Origin of the sequence: Streptacidiphilus cavernicola, assembly GCF_042510955.1 — a bacterium.
Lineage (GTDB): Bacteria > Actinomycetota > Actinomycetes > Streptomycetales > Streptomycetaceae > Streptacidiphilus > Streptacidiphilus cavernicola.
On the sequence record NZ_JBHFAB010000029.1, the window covers coordinates 26,226 to 47,157 of the forward strand.

The 20,932-nt window shown below is 73.8% G+C and carries 20 protein-coding genes and 1 pseudogene; 11 read left to right on the forward strand and 10 right to left on the reverse strand.

The window, feature by feature from the left end:
* The first annotated feature begins 60 nt into the window (after window positions 1-60).
* The 3 genes from ACEZDE_RS29215 to ACEZDE_RS29225 all read left to right on the forward strand — a co-directional run bounded on the left by ACEZDE_RS29215 (window position 61) and on the right by ACEZDE_RS29225 (window position 3,381).
* Window positions 61-1,197, forward strand: coding sequence for a pseudouridine synthase (locus ACEZDE_RS29215; protein WP_380542417.1), 1,137 nt, complete (start codon window positions 61-63; stop codon window positions 1,195-1,197).
* 16 nt (window positions 1,198-1,213) lie between these two features.
* Window positions 1,214-1,801, forward strand: coding sequence for a TetR/AcrR family transcriptional regulator (locus ACEZDE_RS29220; protein ID WP_380542420.1), 588 nt, complete (start codon window positions 1,214-1,216; stop codon window positions 1,799-1,801).
* An 86-nt stretch (window positions 1,802-1,887) separates the two neighbouring features.
* On the forward strand, window positions 1,888-3,381 hold the full coding sequence (locus ACEZDE_RS29225; protein ID WP_380542423.1) for an MFS transporter: 1,494 nt from the start codon (window positions 1,888-1,890) through the stop codon (window positions 3,379-3,381).
* Between the two features lie 78 nt (window positions 3,382-3,459).
* Here ACEZDE_RS29225 and ACEZDE_RS29230 read toward each other — a convergent pair whose 3' ends face one another.
* Window positions 3,460-3,822, reverse strand: coding sequence for a DUF952 domain-containing protein (locus ACEZDE_RS29230; protein WP_380542426.1), 363 nt, complete (start codon window positions 3,820-3,822; stop codon window positions 3,460-3,462).
* 166 nt (window positions 3,823-3,988) lie between these two features.
* Here ACEZDE_RS29230 and ACEZDE_RS29235 point away from each other — a divergent pair, with 166 nt between their 5' ends.
* Together ACEZDE_RS29235 and ACEZDE_RS29240 are read left to right on the forward strand one after the other, a co-directional pair.
* Entirely contained in the window at window positions 3,989-4,504 is a 516-nt protein-coding gene (locus tag ACEZDE_RS29235; RefSeq protein ID WP_380542429.1) for an AAA family ATPase, read from the forward strand.
* Window positions 4,505-4,579: 75 nt separating this feature from the next.
* Window positions 4,580-5,701, forward strand: a complete 1,122-nt coding sequence (locus ACEZDE_RS29240) for a M24 family metallopeptidase (protein ID WP_380542431.1) — start codon at window positions 4,580-4,582, stop codon at window positions 5,699-5,701.
* On the opposite strand, the gene ACEZDE_RS29245 is transcribed toward ACEZDE_RS29240, so the two are convergent.
* Window positions 5,667-7,121, reverse strand: a complete 1,455-nt coding sequence (locus ACEZDE_RS29245) for an aminotransferase-like domain-containing protein (protein WP_380542434.1) — start codon at window positions 7,119-7,121, stop codon at window positions 5,667-5,669. The two genes, ACEZDE_RS29240 and ACEZDE_RS29245, sit on opposite strands and share 35 nt — an antisense overlap.
* Between ACEZDE_RS29245 and ACEZDE_RS29250 the strand changes: the two genes are divergently transcribed.
* The 4 genes from ACEZDE_RS29250 to der all read left to right on the forward strand — a co-directional run bounded on the left by ACEZDE_RS29250 (window position 7,120) and on the right by der (window position 11,869).
* Window positions 7,120-8,106, forward strand: coding sequence for a DMT family transporter (locus ACEZDE_RS29250; protein ID WP_380542437.1), 987 nt, complete (start codon window positions 7,120-7,122; stop codon window positions 8,104-8,106). The genes ACEZDE_RS29245 and ACEZDE_RS29250 overlap by 2 nt on opposite strands.
* A gap of 305 nt (window positions 8,107-8,411) precedes the next feature.
* Window positions 8,412-9,503 (forward strand): prephenate dehydrogenase, encoded by a 1,092-nt coding sequence (locus tag ACEZDE_RS29255; protein ID WP_380542440.1) that lies wholly within the window; start codon window positions 8,412-8,414, stop codon window positions 9,501-9,503.
* 124 nt (window positions 9,504-9,627) lie between these two features.
* A complete protein-coding gene (gene cmk, locus ACEZDE_RS29260) occupies window positions 9,628-10,296 on the forward strand; it encodes a (d)CMP kinase (protein WP_380542443.1) in 669 nt (222 codons plus the stop codon).
* Between the two features lie 112 nt (window positions 10,297-10,408).
* Complete coding sequence (gene der, locus ACEZDE_RS29265) at window positions 10,409-11,869, forward strand: ribosome biogenesis GTPase Der (protein WP_380542446.1); 1,461 nt, start codon at window positions 10,409-10,411, stop codon at window positions 11,867-11,869.
* 52 nt (window positions 11,870-11,921) lie between these two features.
* Here der and ACEZDE_RS29270 read toward each other — a convergent pair whose 3' ends face one another.
* From ACEZDE_RS29270 to ACEZDE_RS29280, 3 genes are all read right to left on the reverse strand, one after another.
* Window positions 11,922-12,905, reverse strand: a complete 984-nt coding sequence (locus tag ACEZDE_RS29270) for an acetylxylan esterase (protein ID WP_380542449.1) — start codon at window positions 12,903-12,905, stop codon at window positions 11,922-11,924.
* 132 nt (window positions 12,906-13,037) lie between these two features.
* Window positions 13,038-13,349 carry a hypothetical protein gene (locus ACEZDE_RS29275; RefSeq protein WP_380542452.1) on the reverse strand — a complete coding sequence of 104 codons (312 nt, stop codon included), beginning with the start codon at window positions 13,347-13,349 and terminating at the stop codon, window positions 13,038-13,040.
* Window positions 13,350-13,470: 121 nt separating this feature from the next.
* Window positions 13,471-14,400: a hypothetical protein gene (locus ACEZDE_RS29280; RefSeq protein ID WP_380542455.1), complete on the reverse strand. Its 930-nt coding sequence runs from the start codon at window positions 14,398-14,400 to the stop codon at window positions 13,471-13,473.
* Window positions 14,401-14,990: 590 nt separating this feature from the next.
* Between ACEZDE_RS29280 and ACEZDE_RS29285 the strand changes: the two genes are divergently transcribed.
* On the forward strand, window positions 14,991-15,695 hold the full coding sequence (locus tag ACEZDE_RS29285) for a LysM peptidoglycan-binding domain-containing protein (protein WP_380542458.1): 705 nt from the start codon (window positions 14,991-14,993) through the stop codon (window positions 15,693-15,695).
* 150 nt (window positions 15,696-15,845) lie between these two features.
* Window positions 15,846-16,085, forward strand: a pseudogene (locus tag ACEZDE_RS29290) (transglycosylase family protein); the annotation flags it as partial.
* 29 nt (window positions 16,086-16,114) lie between these two features.
* On the opposite strand, the gene ACEZDE_RS29295 reads toward ACEZDE_RS29290, so the two are convergent.
* The 5 genes from ACEZDE_RS29295 to ACEZDE_RS29320 form a co-directional block, all read right to left on the reverse strand.
* On the reverse strand, window positions 16,115-16,474 hold the full coding sequence (locus ACEZDE_RS29295; protein ID WP_380542651.1) for a hypothetical protein: 360 nt from the start codon (window positions 16,472-16,474) through the stop codon (window positions 16,115-16,117).
* A gap of 161 nt (window positions 16,475-16,635) precedes the next feature.
* Complete coding sequence (locus ACEZDE_RS29305; protein ID WP_380542461.1) at window positions 16,636-17,460, reverse strand: ATP-binding cassette domain-containing protein; 825 nt, start codon at window positions 17,458-17,460, stop codon at window positions 16,636-16,638.
* Window positions 17,450-18,205, reverse strand: a complete 756-nt coding sequence (locus tag ACEZDE_RS29310; RefSeq protein ID WP_380542464.1) for an ATP-binding cassette domain-containing protein — start codon at window positions 18,203-18,205, stop codon at window positions 17,450-17,452. Before ACEZDE_RS29310 ends, ACEZDE_RS29305 begins: the two co-directional genes overlap by 11 nt.
* The gene (locus ACEZDE_RS29315) at window positions 18,202-20,217 is read right to left on the reverse strand and encodes an ABC transporter permease subunit (RefSeq protein ID WP_380542466.1); all 2,016 of its coding nucleotides are present in this window, start codon (window positions 20,215-20,217) and stop codon (window positions 18,202-18,204) included. The genes ACEZDE_RS29310 and ACEZDE_RS29315 overlap by 4 nt, the downstream gene beginning before the upstream one ends.
* Window positions 20,214-20,768: a hypothetical protein gene (locus tag ACEZDE_RS29320; protein WP_380542469.1), complete on the reverse strand. Its 555-nt coding sequence runs from the start codon at window positions 20,766-20,768 to the stop codon at window positions 20,214-20,216. Before ACEZDE_RS29320 ends, ACEZDE_RS29315 begins: the two co-directional genes overlap by 4 nt.
* Window positions 20,769-20,932 lie beyond the last annotated feature (164 nt).

Below are 20,932 nucleotides of genomic sequence, written 5' to 3' on the forward strand. Positions count from 1 at the left end.
AGGCAGTGGCACCCGCCCTGGGACGCGGCCCCGACGACGGATTCGACAACGGACTTCTTGATGCCTAGCAGTAGCGGTAACGGTAGGAACAGCAGCGGCGGCGGCAGCGCGGGCGGTCGCGGCGGCGCCGGCGGTCGCGGTGGCGCTCCCCGCGGCAGCATCGGGGGCGGCGGTCGCGGCGGCCAGCGCGGCGGCTCCACCAACAGCAACCGGCGGCGCAGCGGCAGCGGTTGGGAGCGGGAGACGCCGCGTCCCGAGCAGCGCTCGTACGACCGTCCCGAGTACGGGGCGAAGGAGCCGGGCCAGGGGCGCTCGATCGGCCAGATCCGTCCCGGCGGCCTCGGCGGCGGCGCGGGCGCCAGGCGCGGCCCGGCCAAGCCGGTGCGCTCGCGCGAGCTGCAGGCCAAGGTGGAGGACGCGGTCCGGGCCCGCCACGACAAGCCGCAGACCAAGCTGCCGAAGACGCACGGCGAGCCCGAGGGCGAGCGGCTGCAGAAGGTGCTGGCGCGGGCCGGCATGGGCAGCCGCCGCGCCTGCGAGGAGCTGATCGAGCAGGGCCGGGTCGAGGTCAACGGCGAGCGGGTGCGCGAGCAGGGGAAGCGGGTCGACCCGCAGCACGACGAGATCAAGGTGGACGGCCTGACCGTGGCCACCCAGTCGTACCTGTTCTTCGCGCTGAACAAGCCGGTCGGCGTGGTCGCCACGATGGAGGACCCGGACGGGCGGCAGTGCCTCGGCGACTACGTGAACAACCGGGAGACCCGGCTGTTCCACGTCGGCCGCCTGGACACCGAGACCGAGGGCATCATCCTGCTCACCAACCACGGCGAGCTGGCGCACCGGCTGACCCACCCCAAGTACGGCATCCAGAAGACCTACCTGGCCGCGATCCAGGGCCCGATCCCGCGCGACCTGGGCAAGCAGCTGGCCAAGGGCGTCGAGCTGGAGGACGGCTGGGCCCGCGCGGACAGCTTCAAGGTGGTCCAGAACGTCGGCAAGAACTACCTGGTCGAGATCAGCCTGCACGAGGGCCGCAAGCACATCGTGCGGCGGCTGCTGGCGGAGGTGGGCTTCCCGGTGGAGAAGCTGGTCCGGGTGCAGTTCGGGCCGATCCCGCTGGGCGACCAGAAGTCCGGCTGGCTGCGCCGCCTCACCAACCCCGAGGTCGGCCAGCTGATGAAGTCCGTCGGCCTGTAGGGCGCGGGAGCGTGAGATGACCGCGACGGTGCGCCGTACCCGCCTCAGCGACGAGCGGGAGGCCGAGCTGTACCAGGCCGTGATCGACCTGGTCCGCGAGGTCGGCTACGAGGCGATGACCATGGACGCCGTCGCGGCTCGCAGCAGGTCCAGCAAGGCGACCCTGTACCGGCAGTGGGAGGGGAAGCCCAAGCTGGTCGCCGCCGCGATGCGGCACAGCAGGCCGCCGGTGGCCGACGACATCGACACCGGCAGCCTGCGCGGCGACCTGCACGAGCTGGCCCGGACCATCGGCGAGGGCGCCGAGCAGGACACGGTGTTCATGAGCGCGGTGGGCCATGCCGCGCACAGCAACGCCGACCTGGCGGCGGCGCTGCGGGAGATGCTGATCGACCCGGAACTGGCCCGGCTCGCCGTGCTGCTGGGGCGCGCGGTGGAGCGCGGCGAGGTGCGCGAGGACGCGCCGGCGATCGAGTTCTTCGCGCACACCATGGTCGGGGCGCTGATGGCGCGGAAGGTCCTGGAGGACAGCTTCGCCGACGCCGACTACCTGACCCGCTACATCGACGCGGTGGTGCTGCCCGCGTTCGGCGTCAGGGTCTGACCCGCGGATCTATCGAAACGGTTGCGTTTCGATAGATCGCGACATAAGCTGCCTCCGTACGAAACCGTTTCGTTCGGAGAGAAGCCATGACCCAGACCTCCGTCGACGCCCACGTCGACACCCCGCCCGGCGTGGAGCCAGCTCCCGCACACCGCTGGTGGGTGCTGGCCGTCATCGGCCTCGCCCAGCTGATGGTGGTCCTCGACGCGACCGTGGTGAACATCGCCCTGCCCTCGGCGCAGCACGCGCTGGGCTTCTCGGACGCCGACCGGCAGTGGGTGGTGACCGCGTACTCACTCGCCTTCGGCAGCCTGCTGCTGATCGGCGGACGGCTGGCCGACCTGATCGGCCGCAAGATCGTCTTCCTGGTCGGCGTGGGCGGCTTCGCCGCCGCCTCCGCGCTGGCCGGCGCCGCCGGGAACTTCGAGGTGCTGGTCACCGGGCGCGCGCTGCAGGGCCTCTTCGGCGCGATGCTCGCCCCGGCCGCGCTGTCGCTGCTCAACACCACCTTCACCGACGCCAAGGAGCGGGCCAAGGCCTTCGGCATCTTCGGCGCCATCGCGGGCGCGGGCGGCGGCATCGGCCTGCTGCTCGGCGGTGTGCTCACCGAGCACCTCAGCTGGCGCTGGACCCTCTACGTGAACCTCTTCTTCGCGGTGTTCGCGCTGGCCGGCGGCGTGATGTTCCTGCGGCGCGGCGCCCCCGCCAACCGTCCCAAGCTGGACCTGCCCGGCACCCTGCTGGTCTCGGCCGGACTGTTCGGCCTGGTCTACGGCTTCTCCAACGCCGAGTCGCACCACTGGTCCTCGCCGCAGACCTGGGGCTTCCTGGCCGCGGGCGGCGTGCTGCTGGCGCTGTTCGCCTGGTGGCAGACCCGCACCGCGCACCCGCTGCTGCCGCTGCGGGTCCTGCTCGACCGCAACCGCGGCGCGTCCTTCCTGGTGGTGGCGATCTCCGGGGCCGGGATGTTCGGGGTCTTCCTGTTCCTGACCTACTACCTCCAGGTGTCGCTGCACTACACCCCGGTCAACACCGGCCTCGCCTTCCTGCCGATGATCGGCGCGCTGGTGGTCACCGCGCAGCTCTCCACCATCTCGCTGATCCCGCGGTTCGGGCCCAAGCCGGTGGTCCCGCTCGGGATGGCGATGGCGGCCGGCGGCATGGCCATGCTCACCGGCCTCGGCCTGCACAGCACCTACGCGGCCAATGTGCTGCCCGCGCTGCTGCTCACCGGCCTCGGCCTCGGCCTGGTGCTGCCTCCGGCGATGAGCCTGGCCACGGACCGGATCGGCGCGGAGGACGCCGGGGTCGCCTCGGCGGCGGTCAACACCATGCAGCAGATCGGCGGCTCGATCGGCACCGCGCTGCTGAACACCCTGGCAGCCAGCGCCGCCACCGCCTACGCGGCCTCCCGTCCGCACACCCCGGAGGTGCTGGCCCAGGCGCAGCTGCACAGCTACGCCACCGCGTACTGGTGGTCCGCCGGGCTGTTCGCGGCGGGGATGCTGGTCGCCGCGGTGCTCTACCGCCGCGGCAAGGTCACCGTGGACCCGGACGCCCCGGCGGCCGTGCACATGTGACGCGGCGTCGGTCCGGGGGCGGGGCGGGGGCCGGGGTCAGGGCCGGCCCCCGCCCGCTGTCCTCGGCTTGACGGGTGGTCAGCTCCAGGCGGCGAGGGTGGCCCAGCGGCCCGCGGCGTCCCGTCCGACCTCCAGCATCCCGGCGACGGCGGTCCGGTTGACCGGGCCGTAGATGTGCGGGAACAGGACGGTGGGCGCGGTGCCCGGCGGCGGGGTGGGCGCGGCGGCCTCCCAGCGGACCGGGGAGTCGAGCAGCTCCTCGTCGATCAGCAGGACCATCAGCGGCCCCGGGGTATGCCCGAACCGCTCGTTGGCGACGGCCAGTACCTCGGCCTCGCCGGGGGAGCAGTGGATGAAGCCCTCCAGCGCCAGCGAGGCCGTGGCGTAGGGGCGGTCGGGGTGCGCCAGCCAGCCGTCCAGCGTCGTGAGGTGGAGAAGCATCTCCCAGTTGTACCGTTCCCTCCCGGCGCTCACAAGTGATCTCGAAGGCGGACGACGGGGCGGGGCACGCTCTGCTGGACGACCCGCTGGGGCTGTGTTGTGCGGCGGCCGAATTCGGTGGCGTGGGGGATTCGGGGGCGCATAGCGTGGGCCGGTGCGCGTAGTGATGGTGGGCGGGGTTCCCGGTGTCGGCAAGTCCACGGCGGCTCGGCAGGTGATGCGGTTGGCCGAGCGGGGGCCGGGCCTGGTCCAGTGGGTCGATGTGGACGACCTGTGGTTCCACCGGCCGTGGCGGGTCGACGCGCGCACGAGGGCCCTGGTGGAGGCGAATCTGCGGGCCGTGGCCGACAACGCGGCGCGAGCCGGGGTCGACGTCCTGCTGATCACCTGGGTGTTCCAGTCCGCCGAGATGCATCGCCTGGTCGCCGGGCTGCTGCCGCCGGCCGTGACGACCGTGTCGGTCCAGCTGCGCGCCTCGCCGGAAGCGTGGCGCCGGCGTTTCGAGGCCGATCCGGAGCGGGGCCAGGTCACTGACTTCTACCGGGGTCAATACGCTTCGGCTCAGCAGACACCGGCCGACCATGTCATCGAAACGGACGGGCTGACCCCGGCCGAGGTCGCCCGCCGAGTGGCCGAGATCCTTTCGCCCGGCGGGATCGGCGCGCTCGGCGGACGGCAGTAGCGCTGGTCGGCGGCGAAGGGCGAGCCGGGCAGGGCGTCGATCGCGTCGCCGCGCCGGGCGTGATGGACTGCTGCCATGGCCCATGACGCTGAGTTGTACCCCGCCGACCGGATCGAGCGTGCGCAGCAGGCTGCGGCCGAGGCCGGGCTCGATGCCCTGCTGGTGTCGCCAGGACCGGACCTGCGGTATCTGACCGGGTACCAGGCGCTGCCGCTGGAGCGGCTGACCTGCCTGGTCGCGCCCGCGAGCGGTGACCCGTTCCTGGTGGTCCCGCTGCTGGAGCAGCCCGCGGCGGAGGCGTCGCCGGTGGGCGGGCTCGGGATCGAGATCGTCGGTTGGCAGGAGACCGACGACCCCTACGCGCTGGTGGCCTCGCGGCTGCCGTCCGGCGGGGCGCTGCGGCGGGTCGGGCTCGACAACCACATGTGGGCGGAGAAGGTGCTCGCGTTCCGGGCCGCGCTGCCGGGCGCGGAGCAGGCGCTGGCCGGGGAGGTGCTGGCGGAGCTGCGGATGCGCAAGTCGGCCGCCGAGGTCGAGGCGCTGCGGGAGGCCGGGGCCGCGATCGACGCGGTGCATGACGCGGTCGGCGACTGGCTGCGGGCCGGGCGGACCGAGCGCGAGGTGGCCGCCGACATCGCCGACGCGATCGTCGCGGCCGGGCACGCCACCGTCGACTTCGTCATCGTCGGCTCGGGCCCCAACGGGGCCAGCCCGCACCACGAGGTGTCGGACCGGGTGATCGAGGCGGGCGACCCGGTGGTGGTCGACATCGGCGGGACGATGCCGTCCGGCTACTGCTCGGACTCCACCCGGAACTACTGCGTGGGCCAGGCCCCGGCGGACTACCTGCGGGCCTTCGAGGTGCTGTTGGCGGCGCAGACCGCGCAGTGCGCGTCGGTGCGTCCCGGCATCACCGCCGAGCAGCTGGACGCGGTCGGCCGCGACCTGATCACCGAGGCCGGCTACGGCGACCGGTTCATCCACCGCACCGGCCACGGGATCGGCCTGGAGACGCACGAGGAGCCCTACATCGTCTCCGGCTCGGCCCGTCCGCTGGAGCCGGGGATGGCGTTCTCGATCGAGCCCGGCATCTACCTGCCGGGGCGGTACGGCGCCCGGATCGAGGACATCGCGGTCTGCACCGGATCCGGTGGACGCCGCCTCAATCTGACCCCGCGCGAGCTGCGGGTGCTCTGAGCACCTGGCTCAGCAGCCGTCCGCCGTCCACGAGTTGCTGCGGTCCGGCGGCGCAGGCGTAGCTGACCCGGAGGTGCGGGGACGGCGGCTCGGCCGGGAAGTAGGCCTGCCCCGGGGTGACCGCGACCCCGGCCCGCAGCGCGGCGGCGGTGAGCGCGGTCTCGTCGGCGCCGTCCGGGAGGCGCAGCCAGAGGTGGTAGCCCCCGTACGGGAGCGGGCGGGGGAGGAGCTGTTCGCCGAGCCCGGCCGCCAGGCTCTGCCGGCGCTCCCGCAGGGCGTCGGCGACCTGGCGCAGATGGGTGCGCCAGGCGGGGGCGGCGACCAGCTCCAGCGCGGTCTCCTGGAGCGGGCGGGGGACGAAGAAGCTGTCCACCGCCTGGAGCGTGCGAAGCCGCTCCAGCGCCGGGCCGCGCGCGCTGACCGCGGCGATCCGCAGACTGGGCGAGGACACCTTGGTCAGCGAGCGGACGTGCACCACCACGCCGTCCGGGTCGGCGGCGGCCAGCGGCAGCGGTAGCGGCGGCGCGTCCGAGTGGACCAGTTGGCGGGCGAAGTCGTCCTCGACCACGAAGGCCCCGGCGGCGCGGGCGATCCGCAGCACCTCGATCCGCCGCTGCGGCGCCAGTACCGCCCCGGTCGGGTTCTGGAACAGCGGCTGGCAGACGAACAGCCGGGCGCCGGTCGCGGCGAAGGCGTCGGCGAGCAGGTCGGTCCGCACCCCGTCGGCGTCCACCGGGACCGGCACCGGGCGCAGCCCGGCGGCGCGGGCGATGGCGAGCAGCCCCGGGTAGGTCGGCGACTCGACCAGCACCGGCGCTCCGGGCGGCGCGAGGGCGCGCAGGGCGGTGCTGAGCGCGCTCTGCCCGCCCGCGGTGACCAGCACGTCGGCCGGGCCGAGGGTGTGGGCCGGGCCCGAGATGTCGGCCGCGAACCAGGCCCGCAGCTCGGGCAGGCCCTCGACCGGGGGACGGCTCCAGGTCCCCGGACGGCGGCCGGCTCGGGCCAGGGCGGCGCCGAGGGCGCGTTCCGGTTGCAGCGAGGGGTGCAGATAGCCGCCGGCCAGGTCGATCACGTCCGCGGGCGGCACGGTCAGGGTGGCCAGCACGCCGGAGGCGTCCAGCGCCCGCGGGCCCGGTGCCGCACCGGTGGCCGCGCTCAGCGCTACCTGCTGCCAGGAGAGGTCACCGGCTTCACCGGTAGCGCTGCCGTGCGGGCGGACCCGGAAGACGCCCGCGCCGGGGCGGGAGACCACCAGCCCCTCGGCGGCGAGGACGGCGATGGCACGGGAGACCGTACCCGGGCTCACCCGGTGCTGGCCCATTAGCGCCCGGCTGGACGGGAGCATCCGGCCGTCCGGGTAGTGCCGCAGCTCGCGGCGCAGGGATTCCGCGAGCTGGGCCACACTGCTACGCTCGTTCATGAGAGAACATGATAGCGCTACTGCCGTTCTTCGTAACAGTGGTAGCAGTGGGACGGTCTTCGCGGGGCTGGGCGTCCTCGCCTTCTCCTTCACCTTCCCGGCCACCGACTGGGCCCTGGACGGCGGCCACGGCCTCGGCCCGTGGACGGTGACCGGTGTCCGCGGCGTGCTCGCCGCCCTGATCGCGCTGGCCTGCCTGCGGGCCGGACGGGTGCCGGTGCCCGCCCGACGGCACTGGCGCGGACTGTTCGCGGTGGCGCTGGGCTGCGTCGTCAGCTTCCCGCTGCTCAGCACGCTCGCCCTGCAGACCTCCAGCTCCGCGCACTCGGCCGTGGTGATCGGCCTGCTGCCGCTGGCCACCGCCGCCGCGTCGGCCGGGCTGAACCGGACCCGGCTGTCGCCCTGGTTCTGGGCCGCGGCGCTGGCCGGGGCGCTGGTCGTGGTGGTGTTCGCGCTGGGCCAGAACCACGGGCGGCCGACCACGGCGGACCTGTTCCTGCTCGGCGCGCTGCTGGTGTGCTCGCTCGGCTACGCCGAGGGCGGCCGACTGGCCCGGGAGATGCCCGGCTGGCAGGTCATCGGCTGGGCCGCGGTCGCCGCGCTGCCGGTGACCGCGGTGACGGCGGGAGCCGGTCTCGCGGCCGAGCCGGTGCGGCTGACGGCGCACGCGGTGACCGGGCTCGCCTACCTCTCCGCGGTGTCGCAGTTCGGCGGGTTCGTGGTCTGGTACCGGGGGATGGCGGCGATCGGCGTCCCGCGCGCCAGTCAGCTCCAGTTGGCGCAGCCGTCGCTGACCCTGCTCTGGTCGGTGCTGCTGCTCGGCGAGCACCTCCCGGTGTCGGCGCCGGTCGCGGCGGCGCTGGTGCTGGCCTGCATCGCCACGACCCAGCGGGTGGGCCGGGGCGGCACGGCCGGCCGCGTCGGCGGCGGTGATCGCGTCTCGACCGGTGGACCGGCGATGTCGCACCGCGGTCGGCCGGATTAGTGTGACCGGCCAGGACCTGCGGGTGGGGCGCTTCGAGGGGGAGCGCTCCGCCTGCTTCCTCCCCCCGCTGCTCCGGCCGCTCGGGTCGGCCTGCGCCCCGACCCGATCCGCCGGAGGCCGCCGATGTTCCCGGCCGCCGGCCGCCCGCGTGTCCGCCGACCGGGGTGACGGAACGGGGAAACGGTGTCGCAGATGCGGGTGGGGATGCGGAATCATGGGACGAGCCGTCTCCACGGGCTTCCCTCAGCCCCGCACCCGCGCCCCCCGGCACCCACCCCCCGCCGCACCGAAGGACGTAGCCAGCCATGCGTACCGCCGTAGTGATCGGCACCGGACTGATCGGGACCTCCGCCGCCCTCGCGCTGACCGCGCGGGGGATAACGGTGCACCTGCGGGACACCGACCCGGACGCCGCGCGGACCGCCGCCTCGCTCGGCGCCGGGACGGTGGACGAGCCGGAGGGGGCGGTCGACCTCGCCGTCATCGCCGTGCCGCCGCCGCTGATCGCCGGGGTGCTGGCCGCCGCCCAGCGGGAGGGGCTGGCCCGCAGCTACACCGACGTCGCCAGCGTGAAGGCCGGGCCGCGGCAGGACATCGCCGCGCTCGGCTGCGACACCGTGCACTACATCGGCAGCCACCCGATGGCCGGGGCCGAGCGCTCGGGCCCGCTCGCGGCCCGTGCGGACCTGTTCGAGGGCCGGACCTGGGTGCTCACTCCGACCGCCGACACCGACACCGACACCCTCAACGCCGCGCTTGAGCTGGTCGCGCTGTGCGGGGCGGTCCCGGTGGTGATGGACGCCGCCGCGCACGACCGCGCCGTGGCCCTGGTCTCGCACACCCCGCAGGTGCTGGCCAGCCTGGTCGCCGCCCGGCTGGAGCACGCCGAGGAGAACGCGGTGCGGCTGGCCGGGCCCGGGATCAGGGACACCACCAGGATCGCCGGGTCGAACGCCCGGATGTGGGTGGAGATCCTCAGCGCCAACGCCGGGGTGGTCGCCGACATCCTGGAGGAGCTGGCCGCCGACCTGGGCGGCGCGGTCGCCGGGCTGCGCGCGATCGAGGCCGCGGACGAGGCCAAGCGGGAGGAGGGCGCCCGAGCGGTCGAGGACGTGCTGCGCCGCGGCAACGCGGGCCGGTCCCGGATCCCCGGCAAGCACGGCGCCCCGCCGACCCGGTACGAGACCGTCGCCGTGTTCATCGGCGACCAGCCGGGCGAGCTGGCCCGCCTCTTCGCCGAGGCCGGACGGGCCGGGGTCAACATCGAGGACGTGCTGATCGAGCACTCCACCGGGCTGCAGGCGGGCCTGGTCCAGCTGATGGTCGCGCCCTCGGCTGTGGTGGGGCTCACGTCCGCGCTGCAGGAGCGGGGCTGGCGAGTGCGCTCGGACCGGTAACCTTGACGGAGAGACCCCGCCGAGCCCAGCCGTACCCCGGCCGCGCCCGGCCGTAGCCGAGAGAAGGACCTTCGCCGTGGCCCAGGACACCGCACCGAGTGGCGCCGACCGTTCGGATGCTCCGATGATCGTCGTCCTCGACGGTCCGGCCGGCACCGGCAAGTCCACTGTCTCCCGCGAGATCGCCGCCCGGCTCGGCCTCAGCTTCCTCGACACCGGCGCGATGTACCGGGCGATGACGCACTGGCTGCTGCAGAACGGCGTGGACGTCGACGACGCCGACGCCGTCGCGCTGGCCTCGGCCAAGCCGGTGATCCTGTCCGGCACCGACGCGAGCGGCCCGACCATCACCGTCGACGGGGTGGACGTCTCCGGGCCGATCCGCGGGGCCGCGGTCACCGCCGCGGTCTCCGCGGTCTCCGCCGTCCCCGAGGTCCGGGTCCGGATGGTGGATCTGCAGCGCCACTCGGCCGAGGAGGCCCCGGTCGGGATCGTCGCCGAGGGCCGCGACCTCGGTACCGTGGTGTTCCCCGACGCCGATCTGAAGGTCTTCCTGACCGCCTCCGCGGGCATCAGGGCGGTCCGCCGGGCCGCGCAGCTCGGGGTGACCGGTCCCGAGCAGATCGCGGCGATCCTGGCCGACATCGAGCGCCGCGACGCGGCCGACTCGGGCCGCGCCACCTCGCCGCTGGCCAAGGCCGACGACGCGATCGAGGTCGACACCAGCGCGATGGAGCCGGAAGAGGTCATCACGCACATCCTGGGACTGGTGCGCCAGCGCGTGCACGCCTAGCCCCGGCACCGTCCAACGGCAGGCGTCGGCACGGCCGTCCCGGCTCCCCGCACCGTCCATGAGCTTTGCGCGCCCCTCCCGGGCGAACACGAACGAGAGTTGGCACCGCACCATGAGCAACGAGACCGTCGGCGGCAACGCCGGCCACGGCGAGATGGACCCGGCGGACTACGCCGAGTTCATGGCGATCGCCGCCGAGGAGGGCTTCGACCCGGAGGACATCGGCAACCTGGACCCGGATTCGGGACCGCTGCCGGTCCTGGCCATCGTCGGCCGCCCCAACGTCGGCAAGTCGAGCCTGGTCAACCGGATCATCGGCCGCCGCGAGGCGGTCGTCGAGGACAAGCCGGGCGTCACCCGCGACCGGGTCCGCTACGAGGCCACCTGGAACGGCCGCCGCTTCCAGATCGTCGACACCGGCGGCTGGGAGCTGGACGTCTTCGGTCTGGACGCCATGGTCGCGGCGCAGGCCGAGGTCGGCATCGAGAGCTCCGACGCGGTGCTGTTCGTGGTGGACGCCACGGTCGGCGCCACCGACGCCGACGAGGCGCTGGTCAAGCTGGTCCGCAAGTCCGGCAAGCCGGTGGTGCTCTGCGCCAACAAGGTGGACGGGCTCTCCGGCGAGGCCGACGCGGCGATGCTCTGGTCGCTGGGCCTGGGCGAGCCGTACTGCGTCTCCGCCCTGCACGGCCGCGGCTCCGGCGACCTGCTGGACGCCATCCTGGCCAAGCTGCCGCCCGCGCCGGAGCAGCGCTTCGGCGGCGAGGCGATCGGCGGCCCGCGCCGGGTCGCGCTGATCGGGCGTCCCAACGTCGGCAAGTCCAGCCTGCTGAACAAGGTGGCCAAGGAGGACCGGGTCGTCGTCAACGAGGTCGCCGGGACCACCCGCGACCCGGTCGACGAGCTGATCGAGCTCGGCGGCAAGACCTGGAAGTTCATCGACACGGCCGGTATCCGCCGCCGGGTGCACCAGACCGCGGGCGCGGACTTCTACGCCTCGCTGCGCACCGCCGCCGCGCTGGAGAAGGCCGAGGTCGCGGTCGTCCTGATCGACGCCAGCGAGACCCTGGCCGAGCAGGACACCCGGATCATCTCGATGGCGGTCGAGTCCGGCCGCGCCGTCGTGGTGGCCTACAACAAGTGGGACCAGATCGACGAGGAGCGCCGCTACTACCTGGAGCGCGAGATCGAGCAGGACCTGGTCCAGGTCCAGTGGGCGCCCCGGGTCAACGTCTCCGCGCTGACCGGCCGTCACATGGAGAAGCTGGTCCCGGCGATCGAGACCGCGCTGGAGGGCTGGGAGACCCGGATCCCCACCGCGCGCCTCAACGCCTTCCTCGGCGAGCTGGTCGCGGCGCACCCGCACCCGGTCCGCGGCGGCAAGCAGCCCCGCATCCTGTTCGGCACCCAGGCGGGCGCCAAGCCGCCCCGGTTCGTGCTGTTCGCCTCCGGCTTCATCGAGGCGGGCTACCGCCGCTTCGTCGAGCGGCGGCTGCGCGAGGAGTTCGGCTTCGTCGGCACGCCGATCTCGATCAGCGTCCGGGTGCGGGAGAAGCGCGGCCGTAAGAAGTAGTCCGCAGACCGAGCGGAAGGGGCCCCACCGCGGTGGGGCCCCGTCCGGCCGTTCAGGGCTGGGCGGGGCTGAGGCCGTGGTCACGGAGCCACTGGAGCTGGACCGGCACCGCGTCGCCGTAGCCGCCGCCGTGGTCGGCGAAGCGCCAGACGGTGATCTCCCGGTCCTCGCCCGCGTAGCGGTTGTACGCGGCGAACACCGTTGACGGTGGGCAGATGGGGTCCATCAGGCCCACGCTGAACAGTGCGGGCGCGGTCGCCCTGCGGGCGAAGTGCACCCCGTCGAAGTAGCCGAGGGTGGCGAAGGTCCGCTCGACCTCGTTGCGGCTGTGCCGGCACAGGTACTCGGCGACCTCGACGTACGGGCCCATCCCGGCGATCTCCGCGCCGCGCCGGTAGTCGCACAGGAACGGCACGTCCGGCAGGGTCGCCGCGACCAGCTCGGGGGCGAGTCCGGCGACGGCCAGGGACAGACCGCCGCCCTGGCTGGCCCCGGCCACCACGATCCGGTCCGGATCGACCCGCGGCAGCTGCCGGGCCGCGTCCACCGCGCGGACGCAGTCGGTGATCAGCCGCCGGTAGTAGTGGTGCCGGGGGTCCTCGATGCCGCGGGTCATGAACCCCTCGACCCACTGGGTGCCGCCGCCCACGCCGTGGTCCGGGGTGGCGTGGCCCTGGCCGCGGGTGTCCACCACCAGGTGCGCGTACCCGGCGCTGGGCGGCACCAGGTGGTCGGTGGGCAGGCCGCGTCCGCCGCTGTAGCCGATGTACTTCACGATCGTCGGCAGCGAGCCCTCGGCCCCCCGGGGCAGCAGCAGCCAGGCCGCGACCGGCTCCCCGTTCCAGCCGGGGAAGCGGACGTCGAAGACCTCGACGGTGCTGAGCAGCGAGTCGGCCACCGGGACCGCCACCGGCGGCGCGGTGTGGCCGCGGGCCTCGGCCAGGGTCTGCCGCCAGAACTCGTCGAAGTCGGCCGGGGCGGTGAACTCGGGCCGGTACAGCATGAGTTCGTCGTAACTGAGGTCGGTCAGCGGCACAGGTGCGTCCTCTGCGGAATGGTTCGGTCTTCGGGCGCGGGGACTGATCGGCCCCCGCTACTCCCGCCATTCCAACATCCCGACCCGGTGTCGCGACAGGGCATCCCGGCCGCGGTGCGGCAGGCCGCCGACTCAGCCGCGGCCGGGCGGCAGGGCCAGGTAGCCGCGGTGCCGACCCATGCCGCCGGACGCGGCGGCGTACCCGCCGGCGGTCTGGACGGTCGGGGCGGCCGGAGTCACCGGGGCCATGGGCGCCGCCGAGGCCGGGGCGGTCGGGTAGCGCCGGCCGAAGCCGGTGAAGTACAGATCCTCCTCGCCGCTGCGGTCCCCGGGGAGGGCACGGAACAGCCGCCGGAACTCCGCGTACAGCGCGTCGTAGACGGGAGTCGCCGAGGGCGGCTCCGGCTCGTACGAGCGGGGTGAGGGCAGCGGGACGCTCTGCATCGGGGGGAGGCGGTCGTCGGCCCAGCGGGGCGGGGGGAAGGAGTTATAGGTCTGCACGCCATGGCCAACGACCGGACGCCCGGCGGGATGCGGGCTGCGGGTGAGAGCGCGATGAGTTCTCTCAGGTCCCCGCGAGCGGCATCACCGCGCCGACCAGCAGACCGTTCCTGGCCGCACCGTCCATCGCGCTGCGCAGCAGGTCCTCGCGCGGCTGGCGGCCGACGCTGCCGGCGGGCGCCGCGTACATCACCACCTCGCCCTGTCGGGCGGCGGCGGAGCGCCAGGCCTCGGTGACCTGCAGCGGCTGGTGCGCCTGCCACCAGGCGGTGGTGCCGCCGCCCTGGGCCGGCTGCAGGATCGCGTGCAGCTGGCCCATCGCCATCAGTACCGACCAGCCCGGGAGTTGGACCGGCGACTGCTCGACGTCGAGGACCTGGCCGAAACCGTTCTCCAGCAGCATGGCAGCGAAGCTGTCCGTCCCGGCCGGGTCGCCGGGACGGCCGACCGGACCGGTCGGCTCCACCACCAGCGCGGCGCGCGGGACGCCCGCGAAGGGTCCGCTCTGGCTGAGCACCAGCCCGCAGGTCACGCCGAGGACGGCGGCGTCCTGCGGGCTCGGGGAGGCCGGGCGCGGGGCCTGCGGCGGGGCCTGCTCCTGCTGCGCCTGGTGAGTCTGGTGCGCCTGCTGGTACTGCTGGTCCTGCGGCGGGGCCTGGTAGGCGGCCTGGTGCGGGGCCTGGTGTGCGTCCTGCGGCGGGACCGGGGTCCCGGCCGGGGCCTGGCTGATGCTCCGTACGGCGCCCAGCAGTTGTTCCTCGGCGACCGGGACCACCTGGGACGGAATGCAGCGCGCGTGCGCGAAGGCGAGCACCGCTGTCTCCTCGCCGACGAAGAGCACGGTGGCGGTCGACTCCTGGTTGACGTCGCCGGGCGCGCGGCAGTGGGTGCAGTCGTACCGGTCGGGGGCGGTCACTCCGGTCAGCAGACGGTCTGCCTCGTCGTCGCCGATCTCGGCACGGACCTCGTCGCTGACGTCGATCAAGCGCGGCACGGACACTCCTTGGGTCATCAGGGTCTGGCATGTGTGTTCCAGCCGTGATGACAAACGGATCGGGTGTGCTCCGGGTCACGGTCGGGGGCGGTCGGGTCGGCGCCCGAGGCCCGGCAGACTGACAATGCGCTGGTCAGTCGTGACGGTCCGTTGACAATGTGGTCCAGTTCACTCGGATGGAGTTGTGGTTCAGAACACGTAAATCCATGTCGATCTTGACCAAATCGGTTGAATTCGGTCACAGGATGCCCGATTGACAGATCATTACCAGCGGTAACGTGGCTTTGAGCTGCGGCGATTCACATCTGTTTGGACCCGCGGCGGGAGTTGCCTACGTTCGGACACCGGTGCAACGAGCACCACCCGGAACTCACCCTCCTCCGCAGGTTCCCCGGTTCGCGCCGAGGGGCTGTGCCCGCCGCCGCAGGACAGGTCGGCGGCGAGTGGGGGTGCCGGGGCGGACTCCGGTGGGCACGCCTGTGCCGCCGTCCGCCCCGGCGGACCGTGCCGACGACAGGGTGGGCCGCGCGTCTTTGCTGCGCGCTGCCCACGTGTCGTCCGTCGCGGCCGGGGCTGTCGAGAGGTAGTTCATGATCTTCCGCCGCGAGAACGACGCCGTCCGCACCGCCGCCACCGAGGGCGGCCAGAAGAAGACGCGTCTGCGCGCCGTGGCCCTGGCCGGCGTCGTGGTCGCCGCCCCCGTCGCCGGTCTGCTGGGCGCCACCGCGGCGTCCGCCGCGCCCGTCTCCACCTGGGACGCGGTCGCGCAGTGCGAGAGCACCGGCAACTGGAGCATCAACACCGGCAACGGCTACTACGGCGGCCTGCAGTTCGACGCCTCCACCTGGGCGGCCTACGGCGGCACGCAGTACGCGTCCAGCGCCGACCAGGCGACCCAGGGCCAGCAGATCGCGGTGGCCGAGAAGGTCCTCGCCGCGCAGGGCCCCAGCGCGTGGCCGGTGTGCGGGCCCCAGGCCGGCCTGAGCCAGGGCGGCGCGGCGGCCAGCGTGGACACGTCCTCGTCGTCTTCGTCGTCCTCGTCCTCGTCGTCCTCCTCCTCTTCTTCGAGCTCCTCTTCGGACTCGTCGGGCAGCGGGTCCAGCTACAGCAGCGACTCCGCCGCGCCGTCGTCCGGTGGCAGCGGCAGCAGCTACACGGTGCAGTCCGGTGACACTCTGGGCAGCATCGCCGCGGCGAACGGCGAGTCCTGGCAGAGCCTGTACGCGGCGAACACCAGCACGGTCGGCTCCGACCCGGACCTGATCTTCCCGGGCCAGGTTCTCTCGATCGGCTGACGCACGAACGAATGCATTCGGTGGCGGCACGGCACTCCGGTGGGACCGGGGTGCCGTGCCGCCGTCCGTGTGACATGACGGCGTGTCACAAAGTCGGTTGATCTGTTTATGTGATTAACGGATCTAGCGTCCTGTGCCGTGGCTATACGGATGAGGTTGCTCGTCGTCGTGATCACGGTCGCCCTGGCAGGCGCGGTGCCGCCATGGGACGCGGAGGGACGGACGTCCGTCGACACCTGGGACCGGCTCGCCCTGTGCGAGAGCAGCGGGAACTGGAAGATCAACACCGGGAACGGCTACTACGGCGGTGTCCAGATCTCGCTCGCGACCTGGAACGGAGCGGGGGGCCGGTCCTATGCGACCCGGCCGGACCTGGCCACCAAAAGTCAGCAGATCGCGGTGGCGGAACGAATCCTGGTTCAGCAGGGGTGGGAGGCGTGGCCCGCCTGCGCGAGGCAGCTCGGCCTCCTCACGCCCCCGAAGCCCGCGCCCAAGCCGAAGCCGAAGCCAGTACCGGCGCCGATTCCCAAGCCGACGCCGAAGCCTGTGCCGAAACCTTCGCCGACGTCTGCGCCCAAGCCCACGCCGAAGCCTGTGCCGACATCTGCGCCCAAGCCGACGCCGAAGCCTTCGCCGACGTCTACCAAGCCTGAGCCGGTGCCGACGCCGAAGCCTGTCCCCAAGCCCGCGCCGACATCGGTGCCGAAGCCTGCGCCCAAGCCGACGCCGAAGCCGACGCCGAAGCCGACGCCGAAGCCGACGCCGACGCCCGTGCCCAAGCCCGTGCCGACGCCTGTGCCCCGGCCCGTGCCCGCTCCCGCCCCCGCGCCTGTCCCGGCCCCCGCGCCGCCCGCGCGTTACACCGTCCGGGTCGGGGACACGTTGTCCGCCCTCGCTCTGCGGTTTCACATCAAGGGCGGCTGGCCCGCCCTCTACCAGCTCAACCGGGCTGCCGTCGGGGCCGACCCCGACGTCCTGCTGCCGGGGACGGTCCTCCGTCTGCGGTGACCCCGTCCGCCGTCCCGCGACCCGTCCCGGCCGCCGCCGCCCACGCGGCGACCCTCGGCTCGCCGGGTTCGCCGACGAGGGCGACCTCGCCCCGGTGCAGCACATAGACCAGGTCCGGCGACGGCACCCCGGCCGTCGGCTGACGGAGCGTCTGCTCCGCCAGGACCACCGTCCGTCCCGCCGCCACCGCTGCGACCAGCGCCTCGTGCAGCCGGGTCAGCACCGCTTCGGCGAGCCCCCGGCCCGGCTCGTCCAGCAGCAGCAACCGGGAGGGTCCGGCGAGGGCCACCGCCAGCGCGACCATCTGCTGTTCGCCGCCGGAGAGCGTGCCGGCCCGGCGCTCGCGCAGCCGCCGCAGCTCGGGGAAGAGGTCGAGCGCGGTCGCCCTCCCGGTCACGGTCAGCCGGGAGAGGTGCTCGGCGACGGTGAGGTTGGGGAAGACCGCGTGTTCCGCCGGGACCAGGGTCATCCCGAGCCGTGCGCGCTGGTAGGCGTCGTAGCGGGTGATGTCGCGGTCGGCCGCGCCGCGCCTGCCGGTTCCCTCGACGACTGGACCGCTGTTGTCGCTCCAGAGCACGCGTCCGCCGGACAGCGGGACGGTGCCCGCCAGGGCATGCAGCGCGGTGCTGCGGCCTGCGCCGTTCCGCCCGAGCAGGACCGTGCGGCGGGCAGCGGGAATGCGCAGGTCGATGCCGTGCAGGGCTTCCAGCGGGCCGTAGCGGACCCGCGCTCCGGACAGCGCGATCTCAACGCCCATCCGCGGCACGCTCCTCCGCGGTGGCACGCTCCTCGTCTGCGGGACGCTCTGCTGCGGTGGCCTCGACCGCGGCGTCGATCCGTCCGGCGGACATGGTGTGGACCCGGTGGGCGATCCGGTCGATCAGCTCGCGGTCGTGCTCGACCAGCAGCACGGCGCGGCCGTCCTCGGCCAGCGCGCTGAGCAGCGCGGCCAGCAGTTCGGTCTCCTCGGCGTCCAGCCCTGCCGCGGGCTCGTCCAGGAGCAGGACCGTCGGGTCGGCGGCGAGCGCGCGGCCGAGTTCGAGCAGTCGCAGGGTCCCGGTGGGGAGCAGGGCGGCGGGGCGGTCGGCGAGTGCTTCGAGGCCGAGTTGGCGCAGGGTGCGGGCGACGCTGAAGTCCGCTGCGCGGGGGCCGAGGCGTCCGGCCTGCTCCGCGCCGACGCGGAGGTTGTCGGCGACGGTGAGGCCGGGGAACACGGCGAGCTGCTGGAAGGTGCGGGCGAGTCCGAGCCGGGCGCGGGTGTACTCGGGCAGCCGGGTGATGTCGCGCCCGTCGAGCAGGACCTGCCCGGCGTCAGGGCGTTCGGCGCCGCTGAGGCACCGGAACAGGGTGCTCTTGCCCGCGCCGTTGGGACCGGTCAGAGCAGTGATGCGGCCGGGCGGAACGTCGATGGAGACCCCGCCCAACGCGGTCACCCCACCGTAACGCCGGACCAGGGCTTGCCCGCTGAGACCCGTGGCGGGGGGCGCGTCGCCGGGGCTCATCCGTGGCCTCCGCCGAACTGCCGTGCCAGCCGCAGGCCGAGGGCGTTCAACCGCAGCACCGGGCCTCCGGCGGGGCCCTCGGCGGAGACGGCCGCCCCGCCTCTCGCCGGAACGCCCGCCGTGGCCGTCGCGCCCGTTGCCGCCGCATCCGCGGCCGTTACCGCCCGTGCGAGGCTGACTCGGCCCCGCAGCAGGGCGAGTACGCCGATCGCCGCGGCCGAGACGCCCGTTGAGGTGGCTGCGTCCAGCGCGGTCAGTGCCATCGCGGCGAAGACCGCGCCTGCCGCGCTGCCGGTGCCGAAGACGACCACCGCGGCGAACCAGAGCAGGCCGAGGACGGGGTCGAAGGAATCGGGATCGAAGGCCTGGGCGCCGAGTCCCAGCAGGCCGCCGCCGAGGGCTGCCAGCGCCGCACCCGCGGTGAAGGCCAGCAGCTTCAGCCGGGGCACCTCCACGCCGGAGGCGTAGGCGGCTGGTTCGTGGTCGCGCATCGCACCCAGCGCGCGTCCGGTCCGGCCCCGGTGCAGTGCTCGCACCAGCAGCAACGCGACGGCCAGCAGCGCGAGTTCGATGGCGTAGTAGACCCGGTCGTCGGCCCAGGGGCCGCTGCGGTCGAGCCGGATGCCGACAGTGAGATAAGGCTGTTGAAAGACAAGTCGACTCATTGCTGTGCCGACCGCGAAGGTGGTCAGCGCCAGGGCGAGCCCGCGCCGCCGGATCGCGGGCCAGCCGACCAGCAGTCCGAACGGTGCGGCCACGGCGACGGCGACCAGCAGCGCGGGCAGCGCGGGCAGCGCGGGCAGCGCGGGCAGGCCGTGGCCGACCAGGGTGCCGGTGAGCAGCGCGCCCAGCCCCGCGTATCCGGCCTGGCCCAACGAGATCTGGCCGCCGTAGCCGGTGACCACGACCAGCGAGAGCAGCACCAGTGCCAGCGCGGGTCCCGGCAGCAGCGCACGGAGGTCGTTGCCGCGCAGCACCAGCGGGGCGAGCAACAGCACCGCGCAGCCGCCGCGGCGCAGCGTCCGTACGGCGTCGGGGCCGACATGGGCGCCGGCGCCGGGAGCGGACCCGCTCGGCGGCGGCGGGGGCGGTGCAGCGGTGCCGCTCGCGCGGGCGAGTCTGCCGGGCAGGAACACCACTGCCAACAGCGCCAGCACAAACAGGTCGGCGCTCACCGACTGCAGCAACGGGCCGCCCCAGCCTGCCGGATGAACAGCCGTCAGTTCACTCTGCCCCACCCCGAGCAGCAGCGCCGTGCCCACCGCGAGCGGCAGGCTGCGCAGCCCCGCCGCGACCGCGACGGCGAGGGTCTCCATCACCAGCAGCGGCAGCCCGTACGGGTCCAGCCGGAGGCCGGGGGCCAGCAGCACGCCGGTCAGCCCGGCGGTGAACGCGCCGAAGGCCCAGCCGACCGAGGAGACCCGGTCCGCGTCCAGGCCGGAGAGTTCGGCCAGTCGGCGGTTGTCGACGACCGCGCGCAAGGTCGTCCCGAACGGCGTCCAGCGGCTCACCGCGCCGACACCGGCGGCGATCAGCAGCACGATGCCGAGGTCGACCGCGGTGCTGAGCGGGATCCGCGGGCCGCCGGACAGCCCCGGCAGGTGCAGCGGGTCGGCCGGGACCAGCGCGGGCGCGTCGGTGAGCGGGGTCAGCCCCCAGAGCAGCGCCGCCGACCCGATCAGCAGCACGAACACGCCGAGCCCGGCGACCAGGGTCTCGGTGGTCCCCGCCTCCCTGCGCTGGAGGCGGCGGAACACCAGGACGTCCATCAGCACGCCCAACCCCGGTGCGAACACCAGCAGGCAGACCGCGGCGGCGAGGGCGCGCGGCCAGTGCCAGACCACCACGGTCTGCCGCAGCGCGTAGGCGGTGACCATGGCCACCGCGCCCTGGGCCAGATTGAGCACGCCGGTCGCACGGTGGCAGACCACCAGGCCGATGCCGGACAGCGCGGCGGCGCTGCCCACCGCGAGACCGGCCACGGCGAGGTCGACCGGGAGCGGAACGGTCATGCCCCCTCCGGCGGTTCGCAGAGCGGGCAGGGCCGGAGGCCGCGGACGGCGGCGTCCCCGTTCAGCAGCCGCACCGGGTCCTGGCGGCCCAGCACCAGCAGGCAGTCGGAACGGTGGTAGGTCCGCCCACCGGGGACGGCGAGCAGCCAGGGCAGGTTGTCGGTGGCGTCGGGCCCGCCGTTGTCGCCCGCCTGCTCGGCCCGTTCGGCCCGTTCCGCCTCTGCGGCCTCGGTCAGCAAGTGGGTGAGCAGCGCTAGTTGACGCTGCATCTGGTCGACCTCCGGGGACGGCCTCGCGTTGCGGCGGCGGGCCGCGAGCAGCAGCGTGCCGCCGACGATCAGGGCGGTCCCGGGGGCGGTCGCCGAGGCGAGGTAGGGGATCTGCCGGGCGGCGTAGCGCTCGCCGGACACCCCGTACCAGCCGAGCGCGCAGAGCAGGACCCCGGTGGCGCAGCAGATCCAGCCCAGCCGCTCGCGCAGCACCGCTGCCGCTGCCGTCGCTGCTGCCGCTGCCCGAGCAGTGTTCGTCGTCGGTCTGGGTGATGCCGGCACCGGGACCCCCTGTCGGGCTGTCGGACCGCCGTTGCGGACGGTCACGTTCCTCAAACGTTTTCGCCGATGCGTGCAGCGACGGAACCATCATCCGCCGAAACGGGTAGCTTGGAAGCAGCTGACGGTGCGTCAGATAGATTACTTGTTCGGACGGTGAGGGTTCC

Bases quoted from the DNA above. Each gene is read 5' to 3' on its own strand.
- ACEZDE_RS29215 (WP_380542417.1), top strand. From the start codon at position 61: ATGCCTAGCAGTAGCGGTAACGGTAGGAACAGCAGCGGCGGCGGCAGC.
- ACEZDE_RS29220 (WP_380542420.1), top strand. From the start codon at position 1,214: ATGACCGCGACGGTGCGCCGTACCCGCCTCAGCGACGAGCGGGAGGCC.
- ACEZDE_RS29225 (WP_380542423.1), top strand. From the start codon at position 1,888: ATGACCCAGACCTCCGTCGACGCCCACGTCGACACCCCGCCCGGCGTG.
- ACEZDE_RS29230 (WP_380542426.1), bottom strand. From the start codon at position 3,822: ATGCTTCTCCACCTCACGACGCTGGACGGCTGGCTGGCGCACCCCGAC.
- ACEZDE_RS29235 (WP_380542429.1), top strand. From the start codon at position 3,989: ATGGTGGGCGGGGTTCCCGGTGTCGGCAAGTCCACGGCGGCTCGGCAG.
- ACEZDE_RS29240 (WP_380542431.1), top strand. From the start codon at position 4,580: ATGGCCCATGACGCTGAGTTGTACCCCGCCGACCGGATCGAGCGTGCG.
- ACEZDE_RS29250 (WP_380542437.1), top strand. From the start codon at position 7,120: ATGAGAGAACATGATAGCGCTACTGCCGTTCTTCGTAACAGTGGTAGC.
- ACEZDE_RS29245 (WP_380542434.1), bottom strand. From the start codon at position 7,121: ATGAACGAGCGTAGCAGTGTGGCCCAGCTCGCGGAATCCCTGCGCCGC.
- ACEZDE_RS29255 (WP_380542440.1), top strand. From the start codon at position 8,412: ATGCGTACCGCCGTAGTGATCGGCACCGGACTGATCGGGACCTCCGCC.
- cmk (WP_380542443.1), top strand. From the start codon at position 9,628: ATGATCGTCGTCCTCGACGGTCCGGCCGGCACCGGCAAGTCCACTGTC.
- der (WP_380542446.1), top strand. From the start codon at position 10,409: ATGAGCAACGAGACCGTCGGCGGCAACGCCGGCCACGGCGAGATGGAC.
- ACEZDE_RS29275 (WP_380542452.1), bottom strand. From the start codon at position 13,349: ATGCAGAGCGTCCCGCTGCCCTCACCCCGCTCGTACGAGCCGGAGCCG.
- ACEZDE_RS29285 (WP_380542458.1), top strand. From the start codon at position 14,991: ATGATCTTCCGCCGCGAGAACGACGCCGTCCGCACCGCCGCCACCGAG.
- ACEZDE_RS29305 (WP_380542461.1), bottom strand. From the start codon at position 17,460: ATGGGCGTTGAGATCGCGCTGTCCGGAGCGCGGGTCCGCTACGGCCCG.
- ACEZDE_RS29310 (WP_380542464.1), bottom strand. From the start codon at position 18,205: ATGAGCCCCGGCGACGCGCCCCCCGCCACGGGTCTCAGCGGGCAAGCC.
- ACEZDE_RS29315 (WP_380542466.1), bottom strand. From the start codon at position 20,217: ATGACCGTTCCGCTCCCGGTCGACCTCGCCGTGGCCGGTCTCGCGGTG.